Origin of the sequence: Pseudomonas sp. ICMP 561, from assembly GCF_002699985.1 — a bacterium.
In the GTDB taxonomy this organism is placed as follows: domain Bacteria; phylum Pseudomonadota; class Gammaproteobacteria; order Pseudomonadales; family Pseudomonadaceae; genus Aquipseudomonas; species Aquipseudomonas quasicaspiana.
This window is the reverse complement of the sequence record NZ_LKBT01000013.1, coordinates 91,952-115,240: the sequence shown is the minus strand read 5'-3', so window position 1 is coordinate 115,240 and position 23,289 is coordinate 91,952. Positions and strand designations below refer to the sequence as shown.

Here is a 23,289-nt window from a genome sequence, read left to right as displayed (position 1 = left end):
TAACGTTCGCGAAGAGCAGCGGGTGGGTCGCCATTGAGGTTGCCCTCGGCGAAAACACAAGCCATTAGCGCAGCTTCGTCAAGCCAACATGCTGATGAATCAGCCCCTGAAGTTGGCCGTTTTACTGGCCTTGACGGGGGAATGGACGTCTCCACGACCCGAAAGGTTCCCACACAAGATGGTAATTGGCCACCGACCATGTGCTGAACGGTTCGGTTATTGCTATCAGATAGGCTATAATCTGCGCCCTTTTTTGACTCACCTGCCAGGCGATTTCCCATGACCCAACAGGCCGCCGAAGTCGCGAAACGCCGCACTTTCGCCATTATTTCCCACCCGGATGCGGGTAAAACCACCATCACAGAAAAACTGCTGTTGATGGGCAAGGCCATTTCCGTCGCTGGCACGGTGAAATCTCGTAAATCAGATCGTCACGCGACATCCGACTGGATGGAAATGGAGAAGCAACGCGGCATCTCCATCACCACCTCGGTCATGCAGTTCCCGTATCGCGATCACATGATCAACCTGCTCGACACCCCGGGCCACGAAGACTTCTCCGAAGACACCTATCGCACCCTGACCGCCGTCGACTCGGCGCTGATGGTGCTCGATGGCGGTAAAGGGGTTGAGCCGCGGACCATCGCCCTGATGGACGTTTGCCGTCTGCGTGATACGCCGATCGTCAGCTTCATTAACAAGCTCGACCGCGATATTCGCGACCCGATCGAGTTGCTGGACGAGATCGAAGCTGTCCTGAAGATCAAGGCTGCGCCGATCACCTGGCCGATTGGCTGCTACCGCGACTTCAAGGGTGTCTATCACCTGGCTGACGACTACATCATTGTTTACACCGCCGGTCATGGCCACGAGCGCACTGACGTTCGTATCATCGAGAAGCTGGATTCGGACGAAGCCCGCGCTCACCTGGGCGACGAGTACGACCGTTTTGTTGAACAGCTGGAGCTGGTGCAGGGCGCTTGCCACGAGTTCAATCAGGAAGAGTTCATCAACGGTCAACTGACCCCGGTGTTCTTCGGTACTGCACTGGGCAACTTCGGTGTCGATCACGTACTTGATGCCGTTGTGAACTGGGCGCCGAAGCCTTTGGCCCGTGTTGCCAACGAGCGTACCGTCGAGCCCGTGGAAGAGAAATTCAGCGGTTTCGTGTTCAAGATCCAGGCGAACATGGACCCGAAACACCGCGACCGTATCGCGTTCATGCGTATCTGTTCGGGCCGCTACGACAAGGGCATGAAAATGCGCCATGTCCGTTTGGGCAAAGACGTGCGGATCGGCGACGCGCTGACGTTCTTCTCCTCCGAGCGTGAAATGCTTGAAGAGGCCTACGCGGGCGACATCATCGGTTTGCACAACCACGGCACGATCCAGATCGGCGACACCTTCACCGAAGGCGAAAGCCTGGGCTTTACCGGTATCCCGCACTTCGCCCCGGAACTGTTCCGTCGCGTGCGTCTGAAAGACCCGCTCAAGTCCAAGCAATTGCGTCAGGGCCTGCAGCAACTCGCTGAAGAAGGCGCCACACAGGTGTTCTTCCCGCTGCGCAGCAACGACATCATTCTCGGCGCGGTCGGTGTGCTGCAGTTCGATGTGGTGGCAAGCCGCTTGAAGGAAGAATACAAAGTCGAATGCGCTTACGAGCCGATCACCGTGTATTCCGCCCGCTGGATCGAGTGTGCGGACAAGAAGAAGCTTGAAGAGTTTGAAGTCAAAGCCGTGGAAAACCTGGCACTGGACGGCGGCGGTCACCTGACCTACCTCGCGCCAACGCGGGTTAACCTGGCGTTGATGGAAGAGCGCTGGGCAGACGTGAAATTCCGTGCGACGCGTGAGCATCATTAAGTAAAAGATGCGCGGTGTATCTGACACCGCGTTTGATTTCGTAGGAGCGCGCTTGCCCGCGATTGCGGTGTGCCAGTTCACAAAGTTGTCGATTGGCAAACCGCAATCGCGGGCAAGCGCGCTCCTACAGCCTCGCAACTATTTGACCACCATCCCCACTCCCCTGCCCGCAGATCACAGCGGGCGCTGGGCGGATGTGAAGTTCCGTGCGACGCGTGAAACCACGTATGGCCCCGGTAGGAGCGAACTTGTTCGCGAGGCATTGGTTCTGTGAACTCAGGAACATCGTCTCGCGAACAAGTTCGCTCCTACCAGGTCGTACTCCCATCCGGGAATGGAACTAACGCACCACCATCCCGACTCCCCTGCCCCGCGGGTCCGAGGCTGTTTCCAGCTTCGTGCCATCCACTTTGATTGCCTGCACGTTACCCATCTCCCAGCCCTGATCTTCGAGCGTGTAACCCATGGCTTTCAGCTCGTCGGCAACCTTGCCGGTCAGCGGTGCGTGGGAATCGTAGTAGATCGTATCCTTGGGCAATAACTGGTGATGCACGCGTTGCGCACCCACGGCTTCCTTGAGCGGGAGTTTGTAGTCGTAGATGTTATTCAGCACCTGAAAAATCGAGGTGAAGATCCGCGAGCCGCCGGGCGTACCCAATACCAGCGTTACCTGACCGTCACGCGTCACCAGGCTCGGGCTCATCGACGACAGCATGCGCTTGCCCGGCTCGATGGCATTGGCGCTACCGCCCACCACGCCAAACGCATTGGCAACGCCCGGCTTGGAGCTGAAGTCGTCCATCTCATCGTTGAGCAAGAAACCCCCGCCCTTCACCACCACGCCACTGCCGTAATCCCAGTTCAACGTATAGGTATTGCTGACCGCGTTGCCCTGCTTGTCGACGATCGAGAAGTGCGTGGTCTGATGCGGTTCCAGCCCCGGTTTGACGTTTTCGGTTGGAGAGATGGCGGTCGGATTGATCTCATTCGCGCGCTTGGCCAGATAACTCGGGTCGATCAATTCTGCAACGGGGGCCTTGGTGAAGTTCGGGTCGCCCAGGTAATCAGCCCGGTCAGCGAACACGCGCTTTTCGATTTCCGCCAGCAGGTGAATGTACTTGGCGGAATTCAACGCCACGCCTTTGAAATCATCAGCACGCTGCTCTTTGATGCCTATCAGTTGCGCCAGCGCGACACCACCTGAGCTGGGCAAAGGCGCGGTGTACAAGGTGTTGCCCTGCCAGTTGACGTGCAGCGGCTTGCGCCAAAGCGCTTTGTAATCAGCAAGATCCTGTTTGGTCACCAGACCTTTGTCATGCTCCATTTGCTTGACCAATAGATCAGCGGTCTCACCCTTATAGAACTCATCCGCACCCTTGTCGGCGATGCGTTCCAGGGTCTTGGCCAGCTCAGGTTGACGCAAGGTTTCACCAACTTTCATGCTGCCGAAATAATCATTGAAGTTGGTAGTGCCCTTGAACAGCTCCAGGGCCTCCTGACGGTACATGTATTGTTTTTCAGCCACCTTGAAGCCGTTCTGCGCATAGCCAATCGCGGGGGTCAGCAACTCAGCCCACTTCAGCTTGCCGAATTTTTGATGCGCTTCCCACAGCCCCATAACCGTACCCGGCACGCCGACTGCGCGGGCACCGACCAGGCTCATGTTTTCGATCACCTCGCCTTTTTCGTTGAGGTACATGTTACGGCTGGCCGTTTTGGGCGCCGTCTCACGGTAATCGAGGAAGTACGGTTTGCCATTCATGAACAAGGTCATGAAGCCACCGCCACCAATGTTGCCCGCCTCGGGGTAGGTAACGGCCAGCGTGAATGCGGTAGCGACCGCGGCGTCCACCGCATTGCCGCCTTTGCGCAGCACATCGGCGGCTACTTTTGCGCCGTACTCATCAGGCGACGCAACCGCGCCGCCCTCAAGCGTGACTGCGAATACTGAAGATGAACTGAAGATTGCCACTGACAAAGCCAGTGTCTTGAACATAACCACTCGCATGAGGCTTCCTTAATGTGAAGGTCAGACGAGATTGATTAATGACCAAGGAAGCCAGAAACGCAAATGGAGGTAATCATTGGGGCGGCCGCGGCTTGACTAACACCGCGCTGTAGCACTGTAAACGGGGACCTGAAACGCGGTGAATATAGCCATATCGTAGGAGCGGCTTCAGCCGCGAGAGGGCTGAGACAGTCACCACATTTCCGCCGCTAGCAATAATGCCCTCCCGGCTAAAGCCGGTCCTACGGGGACGCGGTGATATGGCCATATCATAGTGGCAGCTTCAGCCGCGAGAGGGCCAACTAAACCACATACCCCGCCATCTTCTCCTGAATGAAATCCAGGAAGCATTGAATCCTCAGCGCCAGCTGTGAGTTGCGGTAGTACACCGCATGGATCGGCTGGCGATGACCGCTGTTGGCGTTGGGCAGGATGACTTTGAGGCGACCGAGGCGGATGTCTTCGTGGGTCATGAAGTGCGACAGACAGACGATGCCCTCACCCGCCAGTGCCAGATGGCGCAGGGTCTCGCCGCTGGACGCAGAAATAGCGGGCTGGATCAGTAAACGATCACCTTCGGTATGGCGCAGCGGCCAATGGTTGAGGGTTTCGGTGTGGGTGAAACCCAGCAGTACGTGGTTGCTCAATGACGCTACGGTTTTGGGCTGACCATGGCGCTCAAGATAAGCCGGGCTGGCCAGAATATTCAGTGGGCTACTGCCCAGAAAACGGGCATGCAGCGTTGAATCAGCGAGGTTGCCGATCCGGATGGCGACGTCAGTACTTTGCTCCAGCAGATCGATGATCAGGTCGTTGGTGTTGAGTTCCAGCTGGATCTCTGGATAACGCTGACGAAACTCGGCCACGTAAGGCACGACCGAATGGAACATGAACGGCGATGCCGCGTTGATCCGCAAACGCCCGGCCGGGGTCTGGTGACGCAGTGACAGGCGCTCTTCGAGGTCTTCCATTTGCGCAAGGATCTGTCGGGCCTGCTCGAGGAAGTACTTGCCCTCTTCCGTCAGGTCCATACGCCGCGTGGTGCGGTTGATCAGGGTGGTTTCCAGCTTGGCTTCGAGCCGCGACAACGTACGGCTGATGGCCGATGGCGTCTGCCCAATCTGCTCGGCCGCCGCAGAAATTGAACCGCTTTCGATGACTGAAACAAATACCTGTAATTCGTCAGACCGGGCTTTCATCCATGTACTCCGCTCGAAAATACGCGGGATATTAGCGCTATTTTGAGCAGGAGCTTAATGCCGACTGTGCAAATACTGTTGGAGCGCGGCTTGCCCGCGAACCTATCGACTCAACAAATCAGACACACCGCATTATCGTTCTTCGCGGGCAAGCCTCGCTCCAACAGGGCTTTACCGAGTTTTCAATCAGCTTTACCCCCCAAACACCTGCGCCAGATGCGCCTCGTAACGCTTAACGTCGTTCTCGATATTCGGCATCTTCATGACATCCACCGCCAGGAAAGTTGGCAAAGCGGTCATGTCGAGAAACTCGTTGGCTTTGTGGAACGGGAAGTACACCGCGTCCACACCCTTGCCTTCAAAGAAATCAGTCGGGTCTTCGAACGCTTGCTGTGGCGCGTTCCAGGTAGCGGAAATCATGTACTGCTTGCCCTTGAGCAAGCCTCCACTGCCGTATTTCTGCGACGCATCGGAACGGGTACGACCATCGTTGGCGTACAGCGAACCGTGGCCTTCGGTGAAGACTTCGTCGATGTACTTCTTGACGGTCCACGGCGCGCCCATCCACCAGCCTGGCATCTGATAAATGATCACGTCCGCCCACAGGTACTTCTGCACTTCATCGATGATGTTGTAACCGCCGTCGATAAAGGTCTCTTTGACGTCGAACCCGGAGCGATCCAGGTAAGCCACCGCCGCTTCATGCAGGGTGGCGTTGTAACGACCATCGGAGTGAGCGAATTGTTTGCCGCCGTTCAATAACAGAATCTTTTTCATGTGTTACCCCATCAAGTAAAAGGGAGGGTCATTAAATTTGATGGGCGAAAGATACAGGCTGAGGTCTGTGAGAATAAGGCCGGCAAGGTCAAATAACTTTTGACCCAGAAGCACGAATAAGCCTCACATTATTGAAACCGCTAGCCGAGCAAGAGATGTAAACCCAACGCTCCCATGCCGATAAAGAACACGCGTTTGAACACCTTCGCGCTGATCCGTTGACGCAGCCACTGCCCGACCCACATACCGAGCAGCGCGGGGATCAACGCCAGAACAGAAGCCCCCAGCTCGCCGCCACCCAGTGCGCCGTTCCAGAACAGACCACCGGCCAACGCCAGCGTGGACACCGTGAAGGACAGACCCAACGCCTGCACCAGCGCGTCACGCTCCAGCCCCAATGCCTGCAAGTAAGGCACGGCGGGAATCACAAACACCCCGGTGGCCGAGGTGATCACGCCAGTGAGAAAACCGCACGCCGGCCCAAGCCAGGCTTCATGGCGGGGCGCAATACGCAGGGTCGGTAAAAAAAGCCCGCTCAAGGCATAAAGCAACAAGGCCGCGCCTAACGCCCAGGTCATCAATGGGCCGCTGCTGATGCCGATGACCATGGACCCCAAGACCGTGCCCAGAGCGATCATCAGCAACATGGGCCAAAGCCGCTTGAGCAAAGGGATAAGATACCCGCCAGTTATCAGTTGCCAGACATTGGTCACGGTCGAAGGAATGATCAGCAATGCGGCTGCCTGCGCCGGAAGCATAACCATCCCGAGCAACCCCATGGCCACGGTCGGCAAGCCAAGGCCGATCACGCCCTTCACGGTTCCGGCGAGCAAAAAAGCCCCCATCACCAGCCCTGATAAGGCCCAACCGAGTGTTTGATAGTGCTCGATAATGTCGTTCATGGCCGTATATTGGCAGCGCAAACCGTATTGGAAAATTCGCCATATACTGAGCCAGCCTTAGGCAGAACCGGAGGCTGTTCTGATAGTGCTTCAGCCCCGCGCTGTCTTCTGGCAACCAACGAACCTGTAGGAGTGAGCTTGCTCGCGATAGCATCTTGTCAGTCACAAGATATGTGACTGGCAGACCGCTATCGCGAGCAAGCTCACTCCTACAGGGGCGGCGCTGGGCATCTGACCGCGCACACCGGAAAAACCCACATGCACTTCGATTTGATTGATCTACGCCTGTTCCTGAATGTGCTGGAAAGCGGCAACATCACCGCCGGAGCGGCACGCAGTCATCTGTCGCTGGCATCAGCGAGTGCGCGCATTCGGGGGCTTGAGACGTCACTGAATATTCCTCTGCTGGAACGCGGCCGGCGCGGCGTTACGCCCACGCCTGCGGGCAAGGCGCTGGCGCAGCACGCACGGCTTATCCTGCAACAGGTCGAGCGCATGCAGTTTGATCTCGCGGACTATGCCAAGGGATTCAAGGGACAAGTGCGCCTGCTGTGCAACAGCTCAACCCTCAGCGAGCATCTGCCAGAACTGCTCGCGGACTTCCTGGTCAGCCATCCGCACATCGACATTGATGTTGAAGAGCAGCCCAGCCTGCGCATCCTTCATGCGTTGCGCAATGGCACGGCCGACATCGGGATTATTTCCGACGCCGTCGACGCCAGTGACCTGCAGACCCGGCCGTTTCGAGCGGATCCATTGAGCCTGATCATGCCGCTCGATCACACGTTGCAGCGCGAGCCAAAACTGCATTTCAACCAGGCGCTGGATTATGAATTCGTCGGTCTGTCGGCCAACAGTGCCCTGGCCCTGCACCTGGAAGCACAAGCGTTGCATCTTGGTAAACGACTGCGCATCAGGGTGCGAGCTGAAGGCTTTGACGCAGCGATCCGGATGGTCAGCCATGGCGCGGGATTGAGCATAGTGCCGCAAGCCGCGGTGCAACGCTGGCAAGGGCCGCACACCTTCAAAAGTGTGCCATTGAGCGACGCATGGGCCGACCGGCAATTGCTCCTGTGCGCGGTGGATTTCGCCGCATTGCCAGGGTATGTGGCGGTATTGCTGGCGGCGTTGAGTATGAAAGGCGAACAGGCCCCGAATTGAAGCGCACTTCAGGCAGGAGGTGCTGCCCCACGGAAAACACTGGATCTGTAGGTGCTCGTGCGCTCCTACAGTTCTTTGTAGCAGGCACAATCGGGGCTTTTTTCTTCAACCGTCAGCAGTCCCCAATCCCCCTACTATCCTGATTGCAGCAATAGCTAACGGCACATCAGGAAAACCATGAAAATACTCGTCACAGGCGCAACAGGTTTTATCGGTAAAGCATTGCTGCACAGGCTTGCTACAGAGCCTCAATACCAGGTGACAGGTTCGACCCGCCAGCAAAATCCTGAGCCGTCGGTGGCACCACTGATTGAAGTAGGCACCGCAAATGCCGCGACCGACTGGTCAGCCGCCCTGCAAGGCGTTGATGCGGTTATCCATGTTGCAGCCCATCTCGCCACCCGCGGCAGTACGCTGGAAGAACTCAGAAGCACCAATGTCGACGGCACGCTGGCCCTGGCGCAGCAAGCATTGTCTGCGGGCACGCAACGTTTCATTTTCATCAGCTCGGTCGGCGTCAATGGCTCGACAACCCGCCATGCCCCTTTCAACGAAATATCCCTGCCCGCTCCGACGGATGATTACGCACGGTCAAAACTCGAAGCGGAGCAAGCGCTGCAAAAGCTGTTACACGGCACAGCCATGGACCTGGTGATCATCCGTCCACCACTGGTCTACGCGGGCCATGCGCCGAGGAATTTTTCGAAGTTGATGCAGTGGGTTCGCTCCGGGGTGCCTATGCCGTTTGCTGCCATTCATAACCGGCGCAGCATAATTGCCTTAGAGAATCTGGTGGATTTCATCGCGCTGTGTGTCAGACACCCTGCCGCTGCCAACGAACTGTTCCTGATTTCGGACGGCGCTGACCTCTCGACCGCTGAGTTGGTGAAGCACCTGGCCAATGGAATGGGCTGCTCAGCCCGGCTGGTGCCTGTGCCTGCGTCGTTATTGCGTCGCGGGGCAAGGCTGTTGGGCAAAGGCCCTATGTATTCCACGCTGTGTGCATCGCTGGTGGTTGATTCGGATAAAGCGCGTCGCCTGCTCGGCTGGACCCCGCCCCTGGCAACCATTGATGCGCTGATCAAAAGCGGTCGTGATTACCGCACATTGAACACTTGAACACGCGCCCATAAAAAACCCGCTCCGGAGGATGAATCCGGGGCGGGCCATATTTCGATGGGGATCGAAATGCGTTACAAGATGCTGATCGGGTATTCGATGATCAGACGAGTGTCGTCGACTTTCGAGTTGAAGTCCGAAGCACCACTGCGATAGGTCGCGTTACGCACACGGAAGCTCAGGTCCTTGGCCGGGCCAGACTGGACAACGTACTTGGCTTCGATATCACGCTCCCATGCGTTGATATTGTCGCGGGTCGCGGTGGTCGCATCGGAACCCATGACATAACGCGTCATGAAGCTCAGGCCCGGCACGCCGTAGAGCGCCATATTCAAGTCATAGCGCGCCTGCCAGGACTTCTCGTTTTCATGGTTGAAGTCAGAGAACTGAACCGAGTTGCCGACGAAGATCGTGCTGTTACCGTCAACACCGTAATCGTAGTTGTTGGTGCCATTCACCACCTGACGGCCAACCAGGAAGGTGTGCGCACCGAGGGTGTAGGACGCCGTCAAACTCCAGATAGTGCTGTCGTAAACGCCCCGCTCTTCAGCGCCGATGCTTTTGGTGTCGTAACCGTTAAGGTCGAACTTCACGACGTCCTGTGGCGACAACGCCAAAGCGTAAGTCAGGCTGCCGTAGTATTTGCGCCATACGTCTTCAACGTTCGAGTAGTAAGCACTGGCCGACAGGTTCTTGTTGAACTTGTACAAGCCACCACCGAAGTTGATGACATCCAGGCCACCGCTGTCGTGGTTGCTCGAGTTACGGCTTTTCAGCGAGGTGAAGTGACCGCCTTGCAGGGTCAGATTGTCGATTTCGTTACTGGTGACCAACAGACCTTGAGCCGTTTCCGGCAACAGACGGCTGTCAGACGTCGCGAAGACCGGGTTGTTGACGATCTGGTCGCCAAACTTCAACACGGTTTTGGAAACGCGCATTTTGACCGCAGCGCCAGCATACCCGTAGCCGTCTTTGGCATGGGTGCCGCCATCTTCCTGCTCAAGCAAACCGGTACCGCGGCCAGTGCGACCATCGCCAGTATCCAGCTTCAGACCGTACATGCCGATCGCATCCAGACCAAAACCGATGGTGCCTTGAGTGAAGCCGGATTCAAAGTTGCCGATGAAGCCTTGCGCCCACTCTTCGCCGGTGTCGCCTGAGTTGCGAGCACGCTGGTCGCGGTTCATGTACATGTTGCGCGCCTTGACGTTCAACTTGGCGCCTTCCAGAAAACCCGTAGCGTCTGCCTGCGAATCAGCAAAAACCGGCTGCACAGATCCCGCTGCCACTGCCAGGGCAATGACACTTAGCTTGCTAACATTCATTACTGCGCTCCGTTGGTTATCGCATCCGCCTGCCTTCGTTGGGCGAGCGGATATTTATTGGCAGATTCAGAAGGGGTTGTTTCCTTTGCCAATACATTCGCGATGGCATTTCTTATAGATCAAGCCGTTGTTCCCACACACAACCAGTCCCGGCTTCTTCTCCCCAAGAAGCCCCCAACCCAGGTCTGGCTTGTTACTACTCTCCCTAGTAGCCCTGTTCCGGGTTGACCTGATTCGCCAAGGGTAAATCCGCATCAAGGCGTTTCAGGTTTCCAAGAATCTGTTCAGCTATCACTTCGTAGGAAGCGGATGAAGCAATGTGCGGCGTCACGCCTATCTGCGGATGGCGCCAGAATGTGTCGTCCGTGGGTAATGGTTCCTGCTCGAATACATCCAGCAAAGCGCCACGCAATTGACCGCTGTCCAGCGCGGCTAACAAGTCGTCGCGGCGCAGGTGTTCGCCGCGACCGCAGTTGATGATGACCGAGCCTTTCGTCATGGGCGCGAAGGTCTCGTTATTCAGAATGCCAACTGTCTCTGTGGTAAGAGGCAATAAACAGACCAAGATGTCCAGATCCTGCAAAAACTCATTGAATTCAGCCAATTGAAAGGTTTTTACGCCCTCAACCTGCTGCGCACGACGGGCCCAGCCGCGGGTATCGAAACCCAGCCCGGCCAGTTGCACCGCAACGGCGCGCCCCAGCTCGCCAAGCCCCATAACGCCCACTCGGGTTTGCTTGGCCGGTTGCTGCCCGGGTCGATGCCAGACCACGCGGGCCTGATTTTTCAGCATCTGATCAAAGCCACGGTGATAGTGCAGCACACCCCATAGAACGTATTCGATCATGCCCAGTCGATGGTCCGGATCAATGATGCGACAGACCGGAACATGCGCGGGTCGGCTTGGATCCTTGAAGATCTGATCAGCACCGGCAGCAATGGAATGAATAAGACGCAGCTTGGGAAACATTCCCAGATCGCCTGGCGACGGGTTCCAACAGAGTGCAACTTCAGCGCCCTGCGCACCGGCTTCGCCCGGCCGCAGAATCGTCAGTGACGGGTCCAGCGCCAGGAGATTTTCACGAACACGTCCCAGGCCACCGCCTGTGCCAAGCAACACCAGAGGCTTCATGAACAGTACTCGTCACGCTGGCTGGCAATCAGTTCCAATGCCGCTTGCCAGGCCAGTTCGGTTATGCCTTCGCTGTCGTCGGCTTCGAACTGTTGCGCGGTGTGCTCACAGATGTGCGGGTCTGGCTGTACCAACTCGACGCCACCGGCCAGCGCCTGAACCTGCGCCTGACAGGCTCGCTCCAGGAAGTAAATATTGGCGAACGCTTCGGCCGTGGAACCACCGGCGACCAACAGGCCGTGATTGCGCAGGATCATCGCGTTGTTGCTGCCCAGGTCGGCCACCAGACGCTCACGCTCTGCGACATCAACCGCAATACCTTCGTAGGTGTGATAACTCAGACGGTTGTAGAACTTCAATGCGTGCTGACTCAACGGCAGCAACCCTGCCCGCTGCGCCGACACGGCGATGCCTGCCGCGGTGTGGGTATGAATCACACAGTGCGCGTCGGGGCGCGCCGCATGAATCGCAGAATGGATAACGAAGCCCGCACGGTTGACGCGGTGCTCGGGGTAGAACTCGTCGACGACGTTACCTTCGCTATCGATCTTCACCAGCGTGCTGGCGCTCATGCGCTCGAACAGGGTGCCATAGCGATTGATCAGGAATTGTCCGCTGTCGCCCGGCAGCCGCAAGGAAATGTGCGTATCGATCAGGTCGGTCATGCGGTAGTGAGCCAGCAAACGGTAGAGCGCGGCGAGTTCGCAGCGGGCGTTGCGTTCGGTCTCGGGCATGTGCGGCGGTAGCCGATCGTGGCTGGCGGGAGCGGACATCGTGGGTTCCATCAAAAGGTCATGGCGCAATTTGTGCAGCCTTTTTAAGAGCAAAGGGCAAAGCAGTTCAATTCGCCATTGCTTATATTCATTATTTTTTTCACCAATAAAGGCTGTGCAGTGACTCAATCGACAAGCCCGGTAGCCATTCCTCGTCCGTCTTCGCGGTCGCTGGGCGAGCGGCTGGACTGGAATCTGTTGCGTACCTTTCAAGTCGTCGCGCAAGAGCTGAGCATCAGCCGCGCCGCCGCAAGGCTGCACCTGTCCCAGCCCGCCGTCAGTCAAGCGATCAAGCGTCTTGAAGAGCAACTGGGTGCTGCGCTGATCGAACGCCGCGGGCCGCGCTTTCTGTTGACCCAGTCGGGCATTGAAACGCTGCGCGTAGCAGCGGAAGTGCAGAGCCATTTCACCCAGTTGGACGCGGCACTGGAGCGCAGCAGCGATCAGGTCGTAGGCAAAGTGCGGATGCTGACGGTGAGCGGAATTCGCTGCCCCGCCTACGATAAGTTTCTGTCGCAACTGCACCGCGACTATCCCGGCATCACCCTGGAAATCGACGTGCAATCCAGCGACGCGATCCTTAGCTCGCTGTCCCAGAAAACCGCCAGCTTCGGCCTGGCAGTCAACCGCACAGCGCCCGCCTGGCTCGGCCAGCAATGCCTGACTCAGGAGCACTACGCGTTCTATTGCAGCGACGAGCATCCTTTATACGGGCGCGACGATTTGACCCTCGCCGACCTGCGCAACGAGCAACTGATTATTTTCACCGGGGATCTGCTGGGGGGCACGCTGTCGTCGCTGGCCGAGTTTCGTGACCTGCACAAACTCACCGGACAAATCGTCGCTTCGTCCGCCAATACACAGGAAGTCTTACGTCTGGTACTGGCGGGATTTGGCATCGCATGCCTGCCGCAACACATCTGCCAGAACGAATTGGCAACCGGCCGTTTGTGGCGCTTGCCGCCTGAAGAAGGTGTGGGTTCTGTGGATATCAACTTGCTGTGGAATCTGGAGCAACGCCTGACCAAAGCCGAATCAGTATTCCTCCAACGCCTGCGCGAAACGACCACTGATCGCCAATCCGCACCTTGATGTTCCGTTCCGGTGCGCGGTAACCGGGTACTTCCGTAACATGCACCAGTAGCGCGCACTAGTTGTTGCCTTATTAGCTCTGGTTATTAGCGCTGGAACTTTCCTGCATTATTTCGAGGAAAACATCCAACAAAGGGTTGCGTGGAACCTGCTGCTTGTACAACAGTTTAAACGGTGTGGCTATGGAGAATTTCTGCCTCTTTATAGAGCGCATATCCCCACGCTCGACATAACTTCTGGCCCAATGAACGGGTAAATAACCCAGATAACGGCCGGTCTTTATCATGATCGCCACGGCCTCAACCTGAGTGGCCACAGCTGTCACTTCGCGCTGGCTCATCAATGTCGACTTGCCCGCATGAACGGCATAAGCGTGCTCGACGAACTCTGCTTCCGACAGGCACTTCTCATCGACACTTTCGTCACTCATGGCGAAAAATGGATGCCTGTTCGAGCAGTAAAGTTCTGACACTTCGTCATACAGCGGGATCACTTGAAAGTCATCTTTACCGCTATACACGGGCACGATACCGGCCGCAAAACGGCCTTTCAGAATGCCTTGCTCGATCTCGTCCAGCGGTGCCACATTTAGCCGCACCTTTGCCTTTGGAGCCTTTATCTGCAAGGCTTTCAGGGCATCCACCAAAGGAGAGTCGGGGTCTGAAACGGTGTTATCGATGACGGCGATATTCAAATCGCCAAGCAACTCGCCACGCACATTACCGAGGCGGTCACGAAAGTTGTCCAGCGCCATGAACAGGTCAAGGCTGGCGTCGTAGATAATCTTGCCTTGTTCGGTCAGGCAGAACTTTTCCCGCCCTCGCGTACATAAGCGCATGCCCAGTCGAATTTCAAGATCCGATATCTGCTTACTGATTGCCGCCAGGCTGATATTCAGTTCTACCTGTGCAGCGGTAAATCCTCCCGCTTCAACCACTGCCCTAAAAACCTTGAAGAGTTTCAAGTCCATGGCACTGGCCATTGACATCGCCGCTTCACCACTTCTTTTTGGCAGGTTTCCAGTTTCAGTAAGTTGACTTGCCATTTAAAACATTTCCCCGCGCGTTGGTTTTTTCTAGCATCCCTCTCAATTGATCAATTCAACGTTAAGTGTAAGTCCACTTATTCCTTGCTCGCCCCGCGATCTTCACATCGCAGTTCGTATCGCACAACACGCTGTTGTTCAGGGTGGAGCAATCAACGTGCCAACGGAGAATTTACATGTCTGACGCCACTGATCGCCTTTGGGGCGCACGTTTCAAGACCGGCCCTGCCGAAGCCATGGCCAACCTGTCCCGTTCCCCACGCGCCTACTTTCGCCTGACGCCGTACGACATCGCGGGCTCCAAGGCGCATGCCAACGAGCTGAACCGCGCCGGACTGCTGGATGCCGACGAAACCGCACGCATCATCGAAGCCTTGCGCACCATCGACGTGGACTTCGCCGCGGGCAACATCGAACCGATTGCTGCCGACGAAGACGTACACACCTTCATCGAACGCCTGCTCACCGAACGCCTTGGCACGCTGGGCGGCAAACTGCGTGCAGGCCGTTCGCGCAACGACCAGTCGGCCAACGACATGCGGCTGTTCCTGCGTGATCAGGTGCGGGTCATGACCCTGGCGATTCTCGAATTGCAGAAGGCGTTGGTCTCGCAAGCCGAGCAGCACATCAACACCATCGCGCCGGGCTTTACTCACTTGCAACAAGCGCAACCGATCGTGTTCGCCCATCACCTGATGGCGCACGCTCAGGCGATTCATCGTGACATCCAGCGCCTGCAGGATTGGGACAAACGCTTCAACCTGTCGCCACTCGGCGCGGCCGCTCTGGCAGGCTCGGCCATCGCTCGCGATCCGCAGCGCTCGGCGGCAGAAATGGGCTACAGCGGCCCCTGCGAAAACTCCATCGACGCCGTCGCCAGCCGCGACCACGTCGCGGAATTCCTGTTCTGCAGCAGCATGCTCGGCATCAACATTTCGCGACTGGCCGAAGAGTTCTGCCTGTGGACTTCCCGCCAGTTCCGCTGGATCGAACTGGACGACGGTTACGCCACCGGTAGCTCGATCATGCCGCAGAAAAAAAACCCGGATATCGCCGAACTGGCCCGCGGGAAATCAGGCCGGCTGATCGGCAGCCTGACCGGCATTCTGGCCGTGCTCAAGGCTCAGCCGCTGTCTTACAACCGCGATTTGAGCGAAGACAAACACGCCATTCTCGACAGCCTGGAAACCGTGCACCTGGTGCTGCCTGCTTTCGCGGGCATGGTCCAGACCATGAAGGTGCGCGTTGACGAATTGCTGCGTCAGGCACCACTGGGCTTCACCCTCGCCACTGAAGTTGCCGACTGGCTGGCCGTGCGCGGCGTACCGTTCAAGGAAGCGCACGAGATCACCGGCAAGCTGGTGCAGCTCTGCGAAGAAAACAATATCGGCCTGGAAGAACTCAGCACCCAACAACTGGCCGCAACCGACTCACGCCTGACGCCAGAAGTGCTCGACGCACTGACGCTGGAAGCGGCACTGGCGGCGCGCAGCGGCTGGGGCGGAACGTCGCCGGTACGGGTGGCCGAGCAGATCGAGCGGTTCAAAGCGCAACTGGTCGCACAGGAAAAATGGGCACTCGACTACGCGGGTCCGCGCGGCTGATTCAACGGAGAGCATTCCATGTCAAAGCCTCAAGCTTCAGCGAGCGCCGAGCGCGCTTCACTCGCGGCCAAGTACGACATTTCGACCTACAAGGTTGTGCCACGTCGTTACTACGGTCGTTATGCCTCAGCGACACTGATCGTGGTGCTGTTGATCGGCCTGGTTCACGCCTTTATCAACGGCAATATCGAATGGGGTTTCGTGCGGCAATTTCTGACCGCCGAATCGATCATGTTCGGCCTGTTGAACACCATCATCATGTCCATCCTGGCCATGGCGCTGGGGGTGGTGCTCGGGGTGATCGTGGCGGTGATGCGCATGTCGCAGAACCCGCTGCTGCGCTATGTGGCTCAGGGTTACACCTGGCTGTTTCGCGGTACACCGCTGATCCTGCAATTGCTGCTGTGGTTCAACCTGGCGTTGATCTTCCCGACTCTGGGCATTCCCGGTCTGTTCGAATTCAAGACCGTTGAGGTGATCACGCCATTTGCGGCAGCGCTGCTGGGCCTGGGCATCAATCAGGGTGCCTACACAGCCGAAGTGGTGCGTGCCGGTCTGCTGTCAGTGGACAGCGGCCAGTACGAAGCTGCCAAGTCCATCGGCATGCCGCGTCTGCAAGCATTGCGCCGGATCATCCTGCCTCAGGCCATGCGGATCATCATCCCGCCGGTCAGCAACGAGTTCATCGGCATGGTGAAGATGACCAGTCTGGCCAGCGTCATTCAGTATTCGGAACTGCTGCACAACGCACAGAACATTTACTACGCCAACGCCCGCGTCATGGAGCTGCTGATCGTGGCCGGCATCTGGTATCTGGCGGTCGTGACCATCCTGACCCTGGGTCAGAGCCGACTGGAAAAACGCTTCGCCCGCGGCGCTGGCAAACGTAACTGAGCCCCAGGAGGCGCAATCATGTTGAACATCGTCAAAGCAGTAGACGTCAACAAGTTCTTCGGCGACTTCCAGGCGCTCAAGAACGTGAATCTGGAAATCCCCCACGGCGAAGTGCTGTGCATCATCGGCCCGTCAGGCTCGGGCAAAAGCACGTTGCTGCGGTGCATCAACCAGCTGGAAAAGGTCGATGCAGGCGGCTTGTGGGTGGATGACGAAATCCTCGGTTTCCGTACCGACGGCCACAAGCTGGTGGAACTGAGCGACGTACAAATCGCAAAGCAGCGGCTCAAGACCGGCATGGTGTTTCAGCGCTTCAACCTGTTCGCCCACATGACCGTGCTGGAAAACATCATCGAAGGGCCGTCGCAGGTGCTGCGTCAACCCGTTGAAGATTGCCGGGAACTGGCCATGGAACTGCTCAAGCGCGTAGGCCTGGAAGCCAAGGCCAATGCTTATCCCATCGAGCTTTCAGGTGGTCAGCAACAACGTGTTGCCATCGCTCGCGCATTAGCAATGCGCCCCAAGCTGATGCTGTTCGATGAGCCGACGTCGGCCCTCGACCCCGAGCTGGTCGGCGAAGTGTTGTCGGTCATGCGTGACCTGGCCAAGAGCGGCATGACCATGATTGTGGTCACTCACGAACTGGGGTTTGCCCGGGAAGTGGCCAACCGCGTGGTGTTCATGGATGCGGGGCAAATCATAGAGACGGGGGCACCCGAAGACGTGCTGATGAACCCGCGCAACCCACGCACCCAGGATTTTATTGCTGCCGTTTTGAACTGAACTCAAACCCTTGCTGAGGATGTCCGATTTGAAAACTTTCGCGCTTACCGCTACCGCCGTACTGTCCGCCCTGATTTCGGTTTCGAGCTGGGCAGCCGACACTCACGTGTTGCCAAAATCCATCAAGGACAAGGGCTACATTACCGCCGGTATCGCTCCGAACTATCCGCCGATGGACTTCAAGGATCCTGCAACCGGCAAACTGACCGGCGTCGATTACGACCTGGGCACCGAGATCGCCAAGCGTCTGGGTGTCGAGATCAAGTGGCAGGAAACCGCTTTCGAACAAATGGTCAGCGGTCTGGCAACCAACCGTATCGACATCGTGCTGTCGGGCATGACCGACACGCCTGAGCGCCAGCAGACTGTAGACTTCGTTGACTACTTCAGCACCGGCCCGCAGTTCTACACACTCGAATCCCAGAAGGATTTGAAGACCACTGCCGACATGTGCGGCAAGAAAATCGGCACCAGCCGTCGCACCACATTCCCGGTGGAAATCGCCAAGTGGAGTGAAGTGAACTGTGTTGCTATCGGTAAACCAGCCATCACTGTCGTTGGCACCGAAGGCAGCGCCGATGCCCGTGCGCAACTGCGCCAGTCGCGACTGGACGCCGCCGTGCAAGGCAGCGAAACCCTGCCGTACATTCAGGGCCAGGAGCCAGGCGTGTTCAAGGTCATCGGTGAGCCATTGTCGCGTCAGTTGACCGGCCTGGGCGTTGCCAAGCACAACGCCGAGTTGAGCACCGCGATCATCGCCACCCTCAACGACATGATCAAAGACGGCACTTACGAGCAGATCCTCGGCAAGTGGCAGCTCAAGAATGGCGCAGTCGAACAAGCTGTCTTGAACGGCGCCAAGTAAGCGCGATTGCACTCGCCCAGGGACCGGGCGGGTGATATTCACACAGGCGGAGACTCCCCATGTTTGCCTCTAACGATCTGCGCTGGCCAAACAACGCCCGTGCCAGTGTCGCCCTGGCCTTCGATCTGGATGGCCCGACCGGTGCCGCCATGCTCGACGGCTCGATCTGGCAGAAACCGGAATACTTCACCTTCGGCAGCTACGGCCCCTATCGCGCACTGCCGCGTCTGCTGGACATGCTCAAAGCCCACGCGACACCGGCGACCTTTTTCGTCCCGTCCTGGGTCGTGGAGAACTGGCCCAGACAATGCCAGGCAATCATCGAACACGGCCACGAAGTGGCTTATCACGGCTATCGTCATGAATCGTTTTTCGCCCTGGACCTGCAAGCCCAGCGCGGCGTCATGAAGATCAGCGCCGACATTTTCAAGCGCTATCTGGGCATCACTGCCACAGGTTTCCGCACGCCTTCAGGCGATTGGCACAAAGAAACACCCGCCTTGCTCATGGATTGCGGCGTGACCTACTCCAGCAGCATGCGCGGCGATGACCGCCCGTACTTCATCGAAGTGCCCGGTCAGCCAAACGGACTGGTGGAAATCCCCGGCCGCTGGGAACTGGATGACTACGCCTCGCTGGCCTACACCCGTGCGCCGAATTACCCTGCCGGGCTCGACCGCATCGCCAGTTACGACCAGACGCTGGACAATTGGTGTCGCGAGTTCGACGGCACCTATCGCGAAGGTCTGTGCATGACCACGCTGTTCCATCCCAAGATCAGCGGCAAGCCAGGGCGCATCGGCATTCTTGAGAGATTTCTGGAGCACATGCACAGTCACCCGGACGTCTGGTTTGCCACCTGTAACGATGTCGCCAACTTCTGGCTCAAGGAGCATCGGCATGACTGAATCCAGATCCGTCTGGCCCGCGCCTTATCGTTGCGCAGTGGTCATCACATTTGATTACAACGACATTCACGGCATCCTGACTCAGGTTCCAGCGATTGCCGGGCGCGATAAGAGCCTGTCGGTCTGGCGCTACGGCACGACACGCGGTGTGCAGCGGGTACTGCAGATTCTTGCGGATCAGAACCTGCCATCGACCTGGTGCATCCCCGGTATCGTCGCCGAGGAGAACCCACAAGTGATTCAGGCCATTCATGCAGCAGGCCACGAAATCGCCTGTGCGGGCTATCGCCATGAAGATTTTTCACAACTCGATCTTGCCGGGCAACACGCGTCTCTGAAGCAAGGCTGCCAGGTGATTGCCGAGATGACAGGTCAGCGTCCCAGCGGCTTTCGTGCGCCCGCAGGCAGTTATGCGCCGGGCTTCGTTGATGCAATGCGTGCAGAAGGTATCGCATGGTCCTCCTCGTGGTCTGGCGATGACCTGCCTTATTTGCATCCAGCGACGCAGGTTGACTCGGCACCATTGGTTGAACTGCCGCTGCATTGCGAACTGGAGGACGAGCCGTACTTCGCCTTCAACCTGGCGCCTGCGGTGCCGGTCAGCCAGGCGCGCATTGGCTCCAGCGCCGAGGTGCTGAAAAACTGGCAGCATGACTTCAATGGCTTCCATCGTTTCGGCCTGTGCTACGTGTTGCGCCTGCATCCCGAAACCCTCGGCACGGTCGGTCGAAGTGGTTTGTTGCTGGAGCTGCTGACCTGGCTCAAGGCCCAACCGGATGTGTGGTTTGCGACTGCCGAGGAAGTTGCGGATTGGTGGAGTGGCAATCACAGCAAGGTGCCTGAGGATCACCCGGCGGCAGTGTTTGAGCGGCACAACAAAGTCCAAAAAGCCTGAGATTTACATCGGCATATATCGAACCTGTAGGAGTGAGCTTGCTCGCGATAGCGTCAATTCAGGCGATAAATTCGCTGACCAAAAAACCGAATCGCGAGCTAGCTCACTCCTACAGTCCCAGTGTTTGCTTCGCGACAGCGCGGTGTCATGGCACCCGAGCCTACCCAAATCGCGGTAACGTCCAATTTATGAGCCTCTCTTTATGACCAACGCCGTCGCAACCCTCAGCCAGTTCATCTGCCGCACCTCATTCGATGAGCTGCCCGAAGCGCTGGTCGTCAAAGCCAAGCAGCATCTGCTCGACACTCTGGGTGCAGCGCTGGCCGGGTCGCAAGCTCCGCTGACCCAGAATGCGCTGCGCGCGATGAACGCCAGCGAGGCAGAAGGCGCATCGGTGATCTGGGGTGCCGACTATGGGTTGTCAGCGCGAAACGCAGCGCTGATCAATGGCATCGCCGCCCACGCGCTGGAGCTGGATGACGCCGGTGGCTGCGATCACTCAGGCGCGGTCGTCGTCCCGGCCATGCTCGCGGTATTGCCCTTGTGCGAGCCAATGCCCGATGGCCAGGAACTGCTCACGGCCATGGTGCTCGGTTACGACGTGGCGCGCCGGGTGCTGGAGGCCTGTGGAGGGTATTCCCCACATAACGAAGCAGGCTGGCATTCCACCGGCACCTGCGGAGTATTTGGCGCGGCTGCGGCCTGTGCTCGATTGCTCAAACTTGATGAACAGCAGACGGGCTCGGCACTGGGTCTGGCGGCCAGCATGAGTGGCGGCTTGTGGGCGTTCATCCACGACGGCGCTGACAGCAAAAAGCTCCACGCCGGACGCCCCGCCGAAGGTGGCGTACTCGCTGCGTTGCTGGCGCGTGAAGGCTTTACCGGGCCGACACAGGTGTTCGACGACGTATGGGGCGGATTTCTGCGCACACTCGCTCGGGACACGGCCCAGCCTCAGGCGCTGACCGATGATCTGGGCGTGGTCTGGAAACTGGCGCGTTGCTCGATCAAACCCTATGCGGCGTGCCGTGGTACTCACTCGGCCATCGATGCCATTGGCCAACTGTTGAACGAAATGCAGATCAACGCCGATCACGTCGCGTCCATTCAGGTCAACGCCAGCGCCTTTCTGGTGGACATGTGCGCGGGCATCGACACGCAGACCCTGGCCGCTGCGCAAATGAGCTTGCCCTACGCCTTGGCCGTGCGCTGTTTGTTGGGTCACGCGGGGCTGGATGCGTACGAAGAGATAAAGCGCACGTCACCGGCCGTGAAGGGATTCATGCAGAAGATACAGATGCAGGTCGATGAATCCCTCGCACCGCTGGATGAGCCGTATGTCACGCTTGTCAGCGAAGATGGACGCAGCGCCACCCTGCAAATAAAAACCCCATTGGGCGGCCCGCTGAACCCGATCGGCGATGGCGAACTCTGGGCGAAATACAGCTCGCTGGCCAACCGCGCCCTTCCCGCCATGCAGGCAGAACATCTGGGCGAACTGTGCATGAACCTGCAGCACATAACTGATCTGCAGGAGATGCTGGACCTGTTGCGACCACGCACCTGACACGGCACTAATCGGTAGGAGCGAACTTGTTCGCGAGAGATTCTGTGAACCGAAAGAGTTTTCGCGCCTGCAACACCGCCTCGCGAACAAGTTCGCTCCTACCAAGGCTTTATACATTCCTTGCCGCCCCGGCCCCGCAAGCTCATCGCTTGATACAACTGGTTGCGAGAGCGCTGAGCACCTGACACGGCACTAATCGGTAGGAGCGAACTTGTTCGCGAGAGATTCTGTGAACCAAAAGAGTTTTCGCGCCTGCAACACCGCCTCGCGAACAAGTTCGCTCCTACCAAGGCTTCATACCTTCCTTGCCGCCCCGGCCCCGCAAGCTCATCGCTTGATACAACTGGTTGCGAGAGCGCTGAGCACCTGACACGGCACTAATCGGTAGGAGCGAACTTGTTCGCGAGAGATTCTGTGAACCAAAAGAGTTTTCGCGCCTGCACCACCGCCTCGCGAACAAGTTCGCTCCTACCAAGGCTTCATACCTTCTTGCGATACCCCTCAACAATCGCCGAGAAGTCCTTGCCGCCCTCGCCTCGCAAGCTCATCGCCTGATACAGCTGCTGCGCCACTGCGCCAAGGATTACCGGTTGATGGGCGACGCGTGCCGCTTCGGTTGCCAGGCCCAGATCCTTGAGCATCAGCTCCGCACCAAAGCCGCCTGTATAACCTCGGGAAGCAGGCGCGGTGTCGACGATGCCTGGCCATGGGTTGTACATCTCTGAACTCCAGCAGCGACCTGTCGAGGTGTTGATGATTTTCGCCAACACTTCGGTGTCGATGCCCAGCGAATCGCCCAATGCCATGGCTTCAGCAACGCCGATCATGGTGATGCCCAGCAGCATGTTGTTGCAGATTTTGGCGATCTGCCCGGTGCCGATGTCACCGCAGTGGACGATGTTCTTGCCCATCTGTGTCAGCACCGGCTTGAGCGTTTCGAAATGCTCGTGGCTGGCTCCGACCATGAAGGTCAATGTGCCCGCCTGCGCGCCTCCGGTACCGCCCGATACCGGCGCATCACCGAGGCTGACGCCCTGCTTCGCCGCGATAGCCGCAACGTCGCGAATGGTCTGCGGATCAATGGTGCTGCAGTCCACGGCTGGCACGCCTGAACCGATGCCTGCGAGCACGCCGTCTTCGTTCAGGTACACGCTGCGCACATGGGCCGCGGCGGGCAGCATGGTAATGACCAGCTCAGCTCCCTGAGCGGCATGTTTCGGCGATTCGCTGATACGCCCGCCCAATGCAGCCAGCTCATTGAGGATGGTGGTGTTAAGGTCGAACAGATGCAGATGATGCCCGGCCTTGAGCAGATTACGGGCCATCGGAGCGCCCATGTTACCCAGGCCGATGAATGCGATTTTCATTGTTGTTCTC

General features: G+C 58.0%; 20 protein-coding genes. 11 read left to right on the top strand and 9 right to left on the bottom strand.

Going from position 1 to position 23,289, the window contains the following annotated elements; genetic code table 11:
- Window positions 1–279: 279 nt before the first annotated feature.
- A complete protein-coding gene (locus AO242_RS13035) occupies window positions 280–1,863 on the top strand; it encodes a peptide chain release factor 3 (protein WP_099269046.1) in 1,584 nt (527 codons plus the stop codon).
- A 340-nt stretch (window positions 1,864–2,203) separates the two neighbouring features.
- Here AO242_RS13035 and ggt read toward each other — a convergent pair whose 3' ends face one another.
- From ggt to AO242_RS13015, 4 genes are all read right to left on the bottom strand, one after another.
- Window positions 2,204–3,871 carry a gamma-glutamyltransferase gene (ggt, locus tag AO242_RS13030; protein WP_099269045.1) on the bottom strand — a complete coding sequence of 556 codons (1,668 nt, stop codon included), beginning with the start codon at window positions 3,869–3,871 and terminating at the stop codon, window positions 2,204–2,206.
- A 302-nt stretch (window positions 3,872–4,173) separates the two neighbouring features.
- A complete protein-coding gene (locus AO242_RS13025) occupies window positions 4,174–5,070 on the bottom strand; it encodes a LysR family transcriptional regulator (protein ID WP_099269044.1) in 897 nt (298 codons plus the stop codon).
- 192 nt (window positions 5,071–5,262) lie between these two features.
- Entirely contained in the window at window positions 5,263–5,847 is a 585-nt protein-coding gene (locus AO242_RS13020) for an NAD(P)H-dependent oxidoreductase (protein ID WP_099269043.1), read from the bottom strand.
- Window positions 5,848–5,987: 140 nt separating this feature from the next.
- The gene (locus AO242_RS13015; RefSeq protein WP_099269042.1) at window positions 5,988–6,749 is read right to left on the bottom strand and encodes a sulfite exporter TauE/SafE family protein; all 762 of its coding nucleotides are present in this window, start codon (window positions 6,747–6,749) and stop codon (window positions 5,988–5,990) included.
- A gap of 258 nt (window positions 6,750–7,007) precedes the next feature.
- Between AO242_RS13015 and AO242_RS13010 the strand changes: the two genes are divergently transcribed.
- Window positions 7,008–7,910, top strand: coding sequence for a LysR family transcriptional regulator (locus tag AO242_RS13010; protein ID WP_099269041.1), 903 nt, complete (start codon window positions 7,008–7,010; stop codon window positions 7,908–7,910).
- 177 nt (window positions 7,911–8,087) lie between these two features.
- Entirely contained in the window at window positions 8,088–9,029 is a 942-nt protein-coding gene (locus AO242_RS13005; RefSeq protein WP_099269040.1) for an NAD-dependent epimerase/dehydratase family protein, read from the top strand.
- A 74-nt stretch (window positions 9,030–9,103) separates the two neighbouring features.
- Here the strand turns inward: AO242_RS13005 and AO242_RS13000 are convergent, their stop codons facing one another.
- From AO242_RS13000 to AO242_RS12990, 3 genes are all read right to left on the bottom strand, one after another.
- Window positions 9,104–10,354: an OprD family porin gene (locus AO242_RS13000; RefSeq protein ID WP_099269039.1), complete on the bottom strand. Its 1,251-nt coding sequence runs from the start codon at window positions 10,352–10,354 to the stop codon at window positions 9,104–9,106.
- Between the two features lie 205 nt (window positions 10,355–10,559).
- Window positions 10,560–11,486 (bottom strand): 2-hydroxyacid dehydrogenase, encoded by a 927-nt coding sequence (locus tag AO242_RS12995; RefSeq protein WP_099269038.1) that lies wholly within the window; start codon window positions 11,484–11,486, stop codon window positions 10,560–10,562.
- Window positions 11,483–12,259 (bottom strand): class II aldolase/adducin family protein, encoded by a 777-nt coding sequence (locus tag AO242_RS12990; RefSeq protein WP_099269037.1) that lies wholly within the window; start codon window positions 12,257–12,259, stop codon window positions 11,483–11,485. The genes AO242_RS12995 and AO242_RS12990 overlap by 4 nt, the downstream gene beginning before the upstream one ends.
- 120 nt (window positions 12,260–12,379) lie before the next feature.
- On the opposite strand from AO242_RS12990, the gene AO242_RS12985 reads away from it, so the two are divergent.
- The gene (locus AO242_RS12985) at window positions 12,380–13,351 is read left to right on the top strand and encodes a LysR family transcriptional regulator (RefSeq protein ID WP_099269036.1); all 972 of its coding nucleotides are present in this window, start codon (window positions 12,380–12,382) and stop codon (window positions 13,349–13,351) included.
- Between the two features lie 73 nt (window positions 13,352–13,424).
- Here AO242_RS12985 and AO242_RS12980 read toward each other — a convergent pair whose 3' ends face one another.
- Complete coding sequence (locus AO242_RS12980; protein WP_099269035.1) at window positions 13,425–14,396, bottom strand: LysR family transcriptional regulator; 972 nt, start codon at window positions 14,394–14,396, stop codon at window positions 13,425–13,427.
- A 176-nt stretch (window positions 14,397–14,572) separates the two neighbouring features.
- Here AO242_RS12980 and argH point away from each other — a divergent pair, with 176 nt between their 5' ends.
- From argH to AO242_RS12945, 7 genes are all read left to right on the top strand, one after another.
- Window positions 14,573–16,000, top strand: a complete 1,428-nt coding sequence (gene argH, locus AO242_RS12975) for an argininosuccinate lyase (protein WP_099269034.1) — start codon at window positions 14,573–14,575, stop codon at window positions 15,998–16,000.
- 18 nt (window positions 16,001–16,018) lie between these two features.
- The gene (locus AO242_RS12970) at window positions 16,019–16,894 is read left to right on the top strand and encodes an amino acid ABC transporter permease (protein ID WP_099269033.1); all 876 of its coding nucleotides are present in this window, start codon (window positions 16,019–16,021) and stop codon (window positions 16,892–16,894) included.
- An 18-nt stretch (window positions 16,895–16,912) separates the two neighbouring features.
- Complete coding sequence (locus tag AO242_RS12965; RefSeq protein WP_099269032.1) at window positions 16,913–17,677, top strand: amino acid ABC transporter ATP-binding protein; 765 nt, start codon at window positions 16,913–16,915, stop codon at window positions 17,675–17,677.
- 28 nt (window positions 17,678–17,705) lie between these two features.
- Window positions 17,706–18,542, top strand: a complete 837-nt coding sequence (locus AO242_RS12960; protein WP_027901630.1) for an ABC transporter substrate-binding protein — start codon at window positions 17,706–17,708, stop codon at window positions 18,540–18,542.
- 59 nt (window positions 18,543–18,601) lie between these two features.
- Window positions 18,602–19,450: a polysaccharide deacetylase family protein gene (locus AO242_RS12955; RefSeq protein ID WP_099269031.1), complete on the top strand. Its 849-nt coding sequence runs from the start codon at window positions 18,602–18,604 to the stop codon at window positions 19,448–19,450.
- Window positions 19,443–20,345 carry a polysaccharide deacetylase family protein gene (locus AO242_RS12950; protein ID WP_099269030.1) on the top strand — a complete coding sequence of 301 codons (903 nt, stop codon included), beginning with the start codon at window positions 19,443–19,445 and terminating at the stop codon, window positions 20,343–20,345. Before AO242_RS12955 ends, AO242_RS12950 begins: the two co-directional genes overlap by 8 nt.
- 202 nt (window positions 20,346–20,547) lie before the next feature.
- Window positions 20,548–21,912, top strand: coding sequence for an MmgE/PrpD family protein (locus tag AO242_RS12945; protein WP_099269029.1), 1,365 nt, complete (start codon window positions 20,548–20,550; stop codon window positions 21,910–21,912).
- A 479-nt stretch (window positions 21,913–22,391) separates the two neighbouring features.
- On the opposite strand, the gene mmsB is transcribed toward AO242_RS12945, so the two are convergent.
- Window positions 22,392–23,279 (bottom strand): 3-hydroxyisobutyrate dehydrogenase, encoded by an 888-nt coding sequence (gene mmsB / locus AO242_RS12940; RefSeq protein ID WP_099269028.1) that lies wholly within the window; start codon window positions 23,277–23,279, stop codon window positions 22,392–22,394.
- Between the last annotated feature and the right edge of the window lie 10 nt (window positions 23,280–23,289).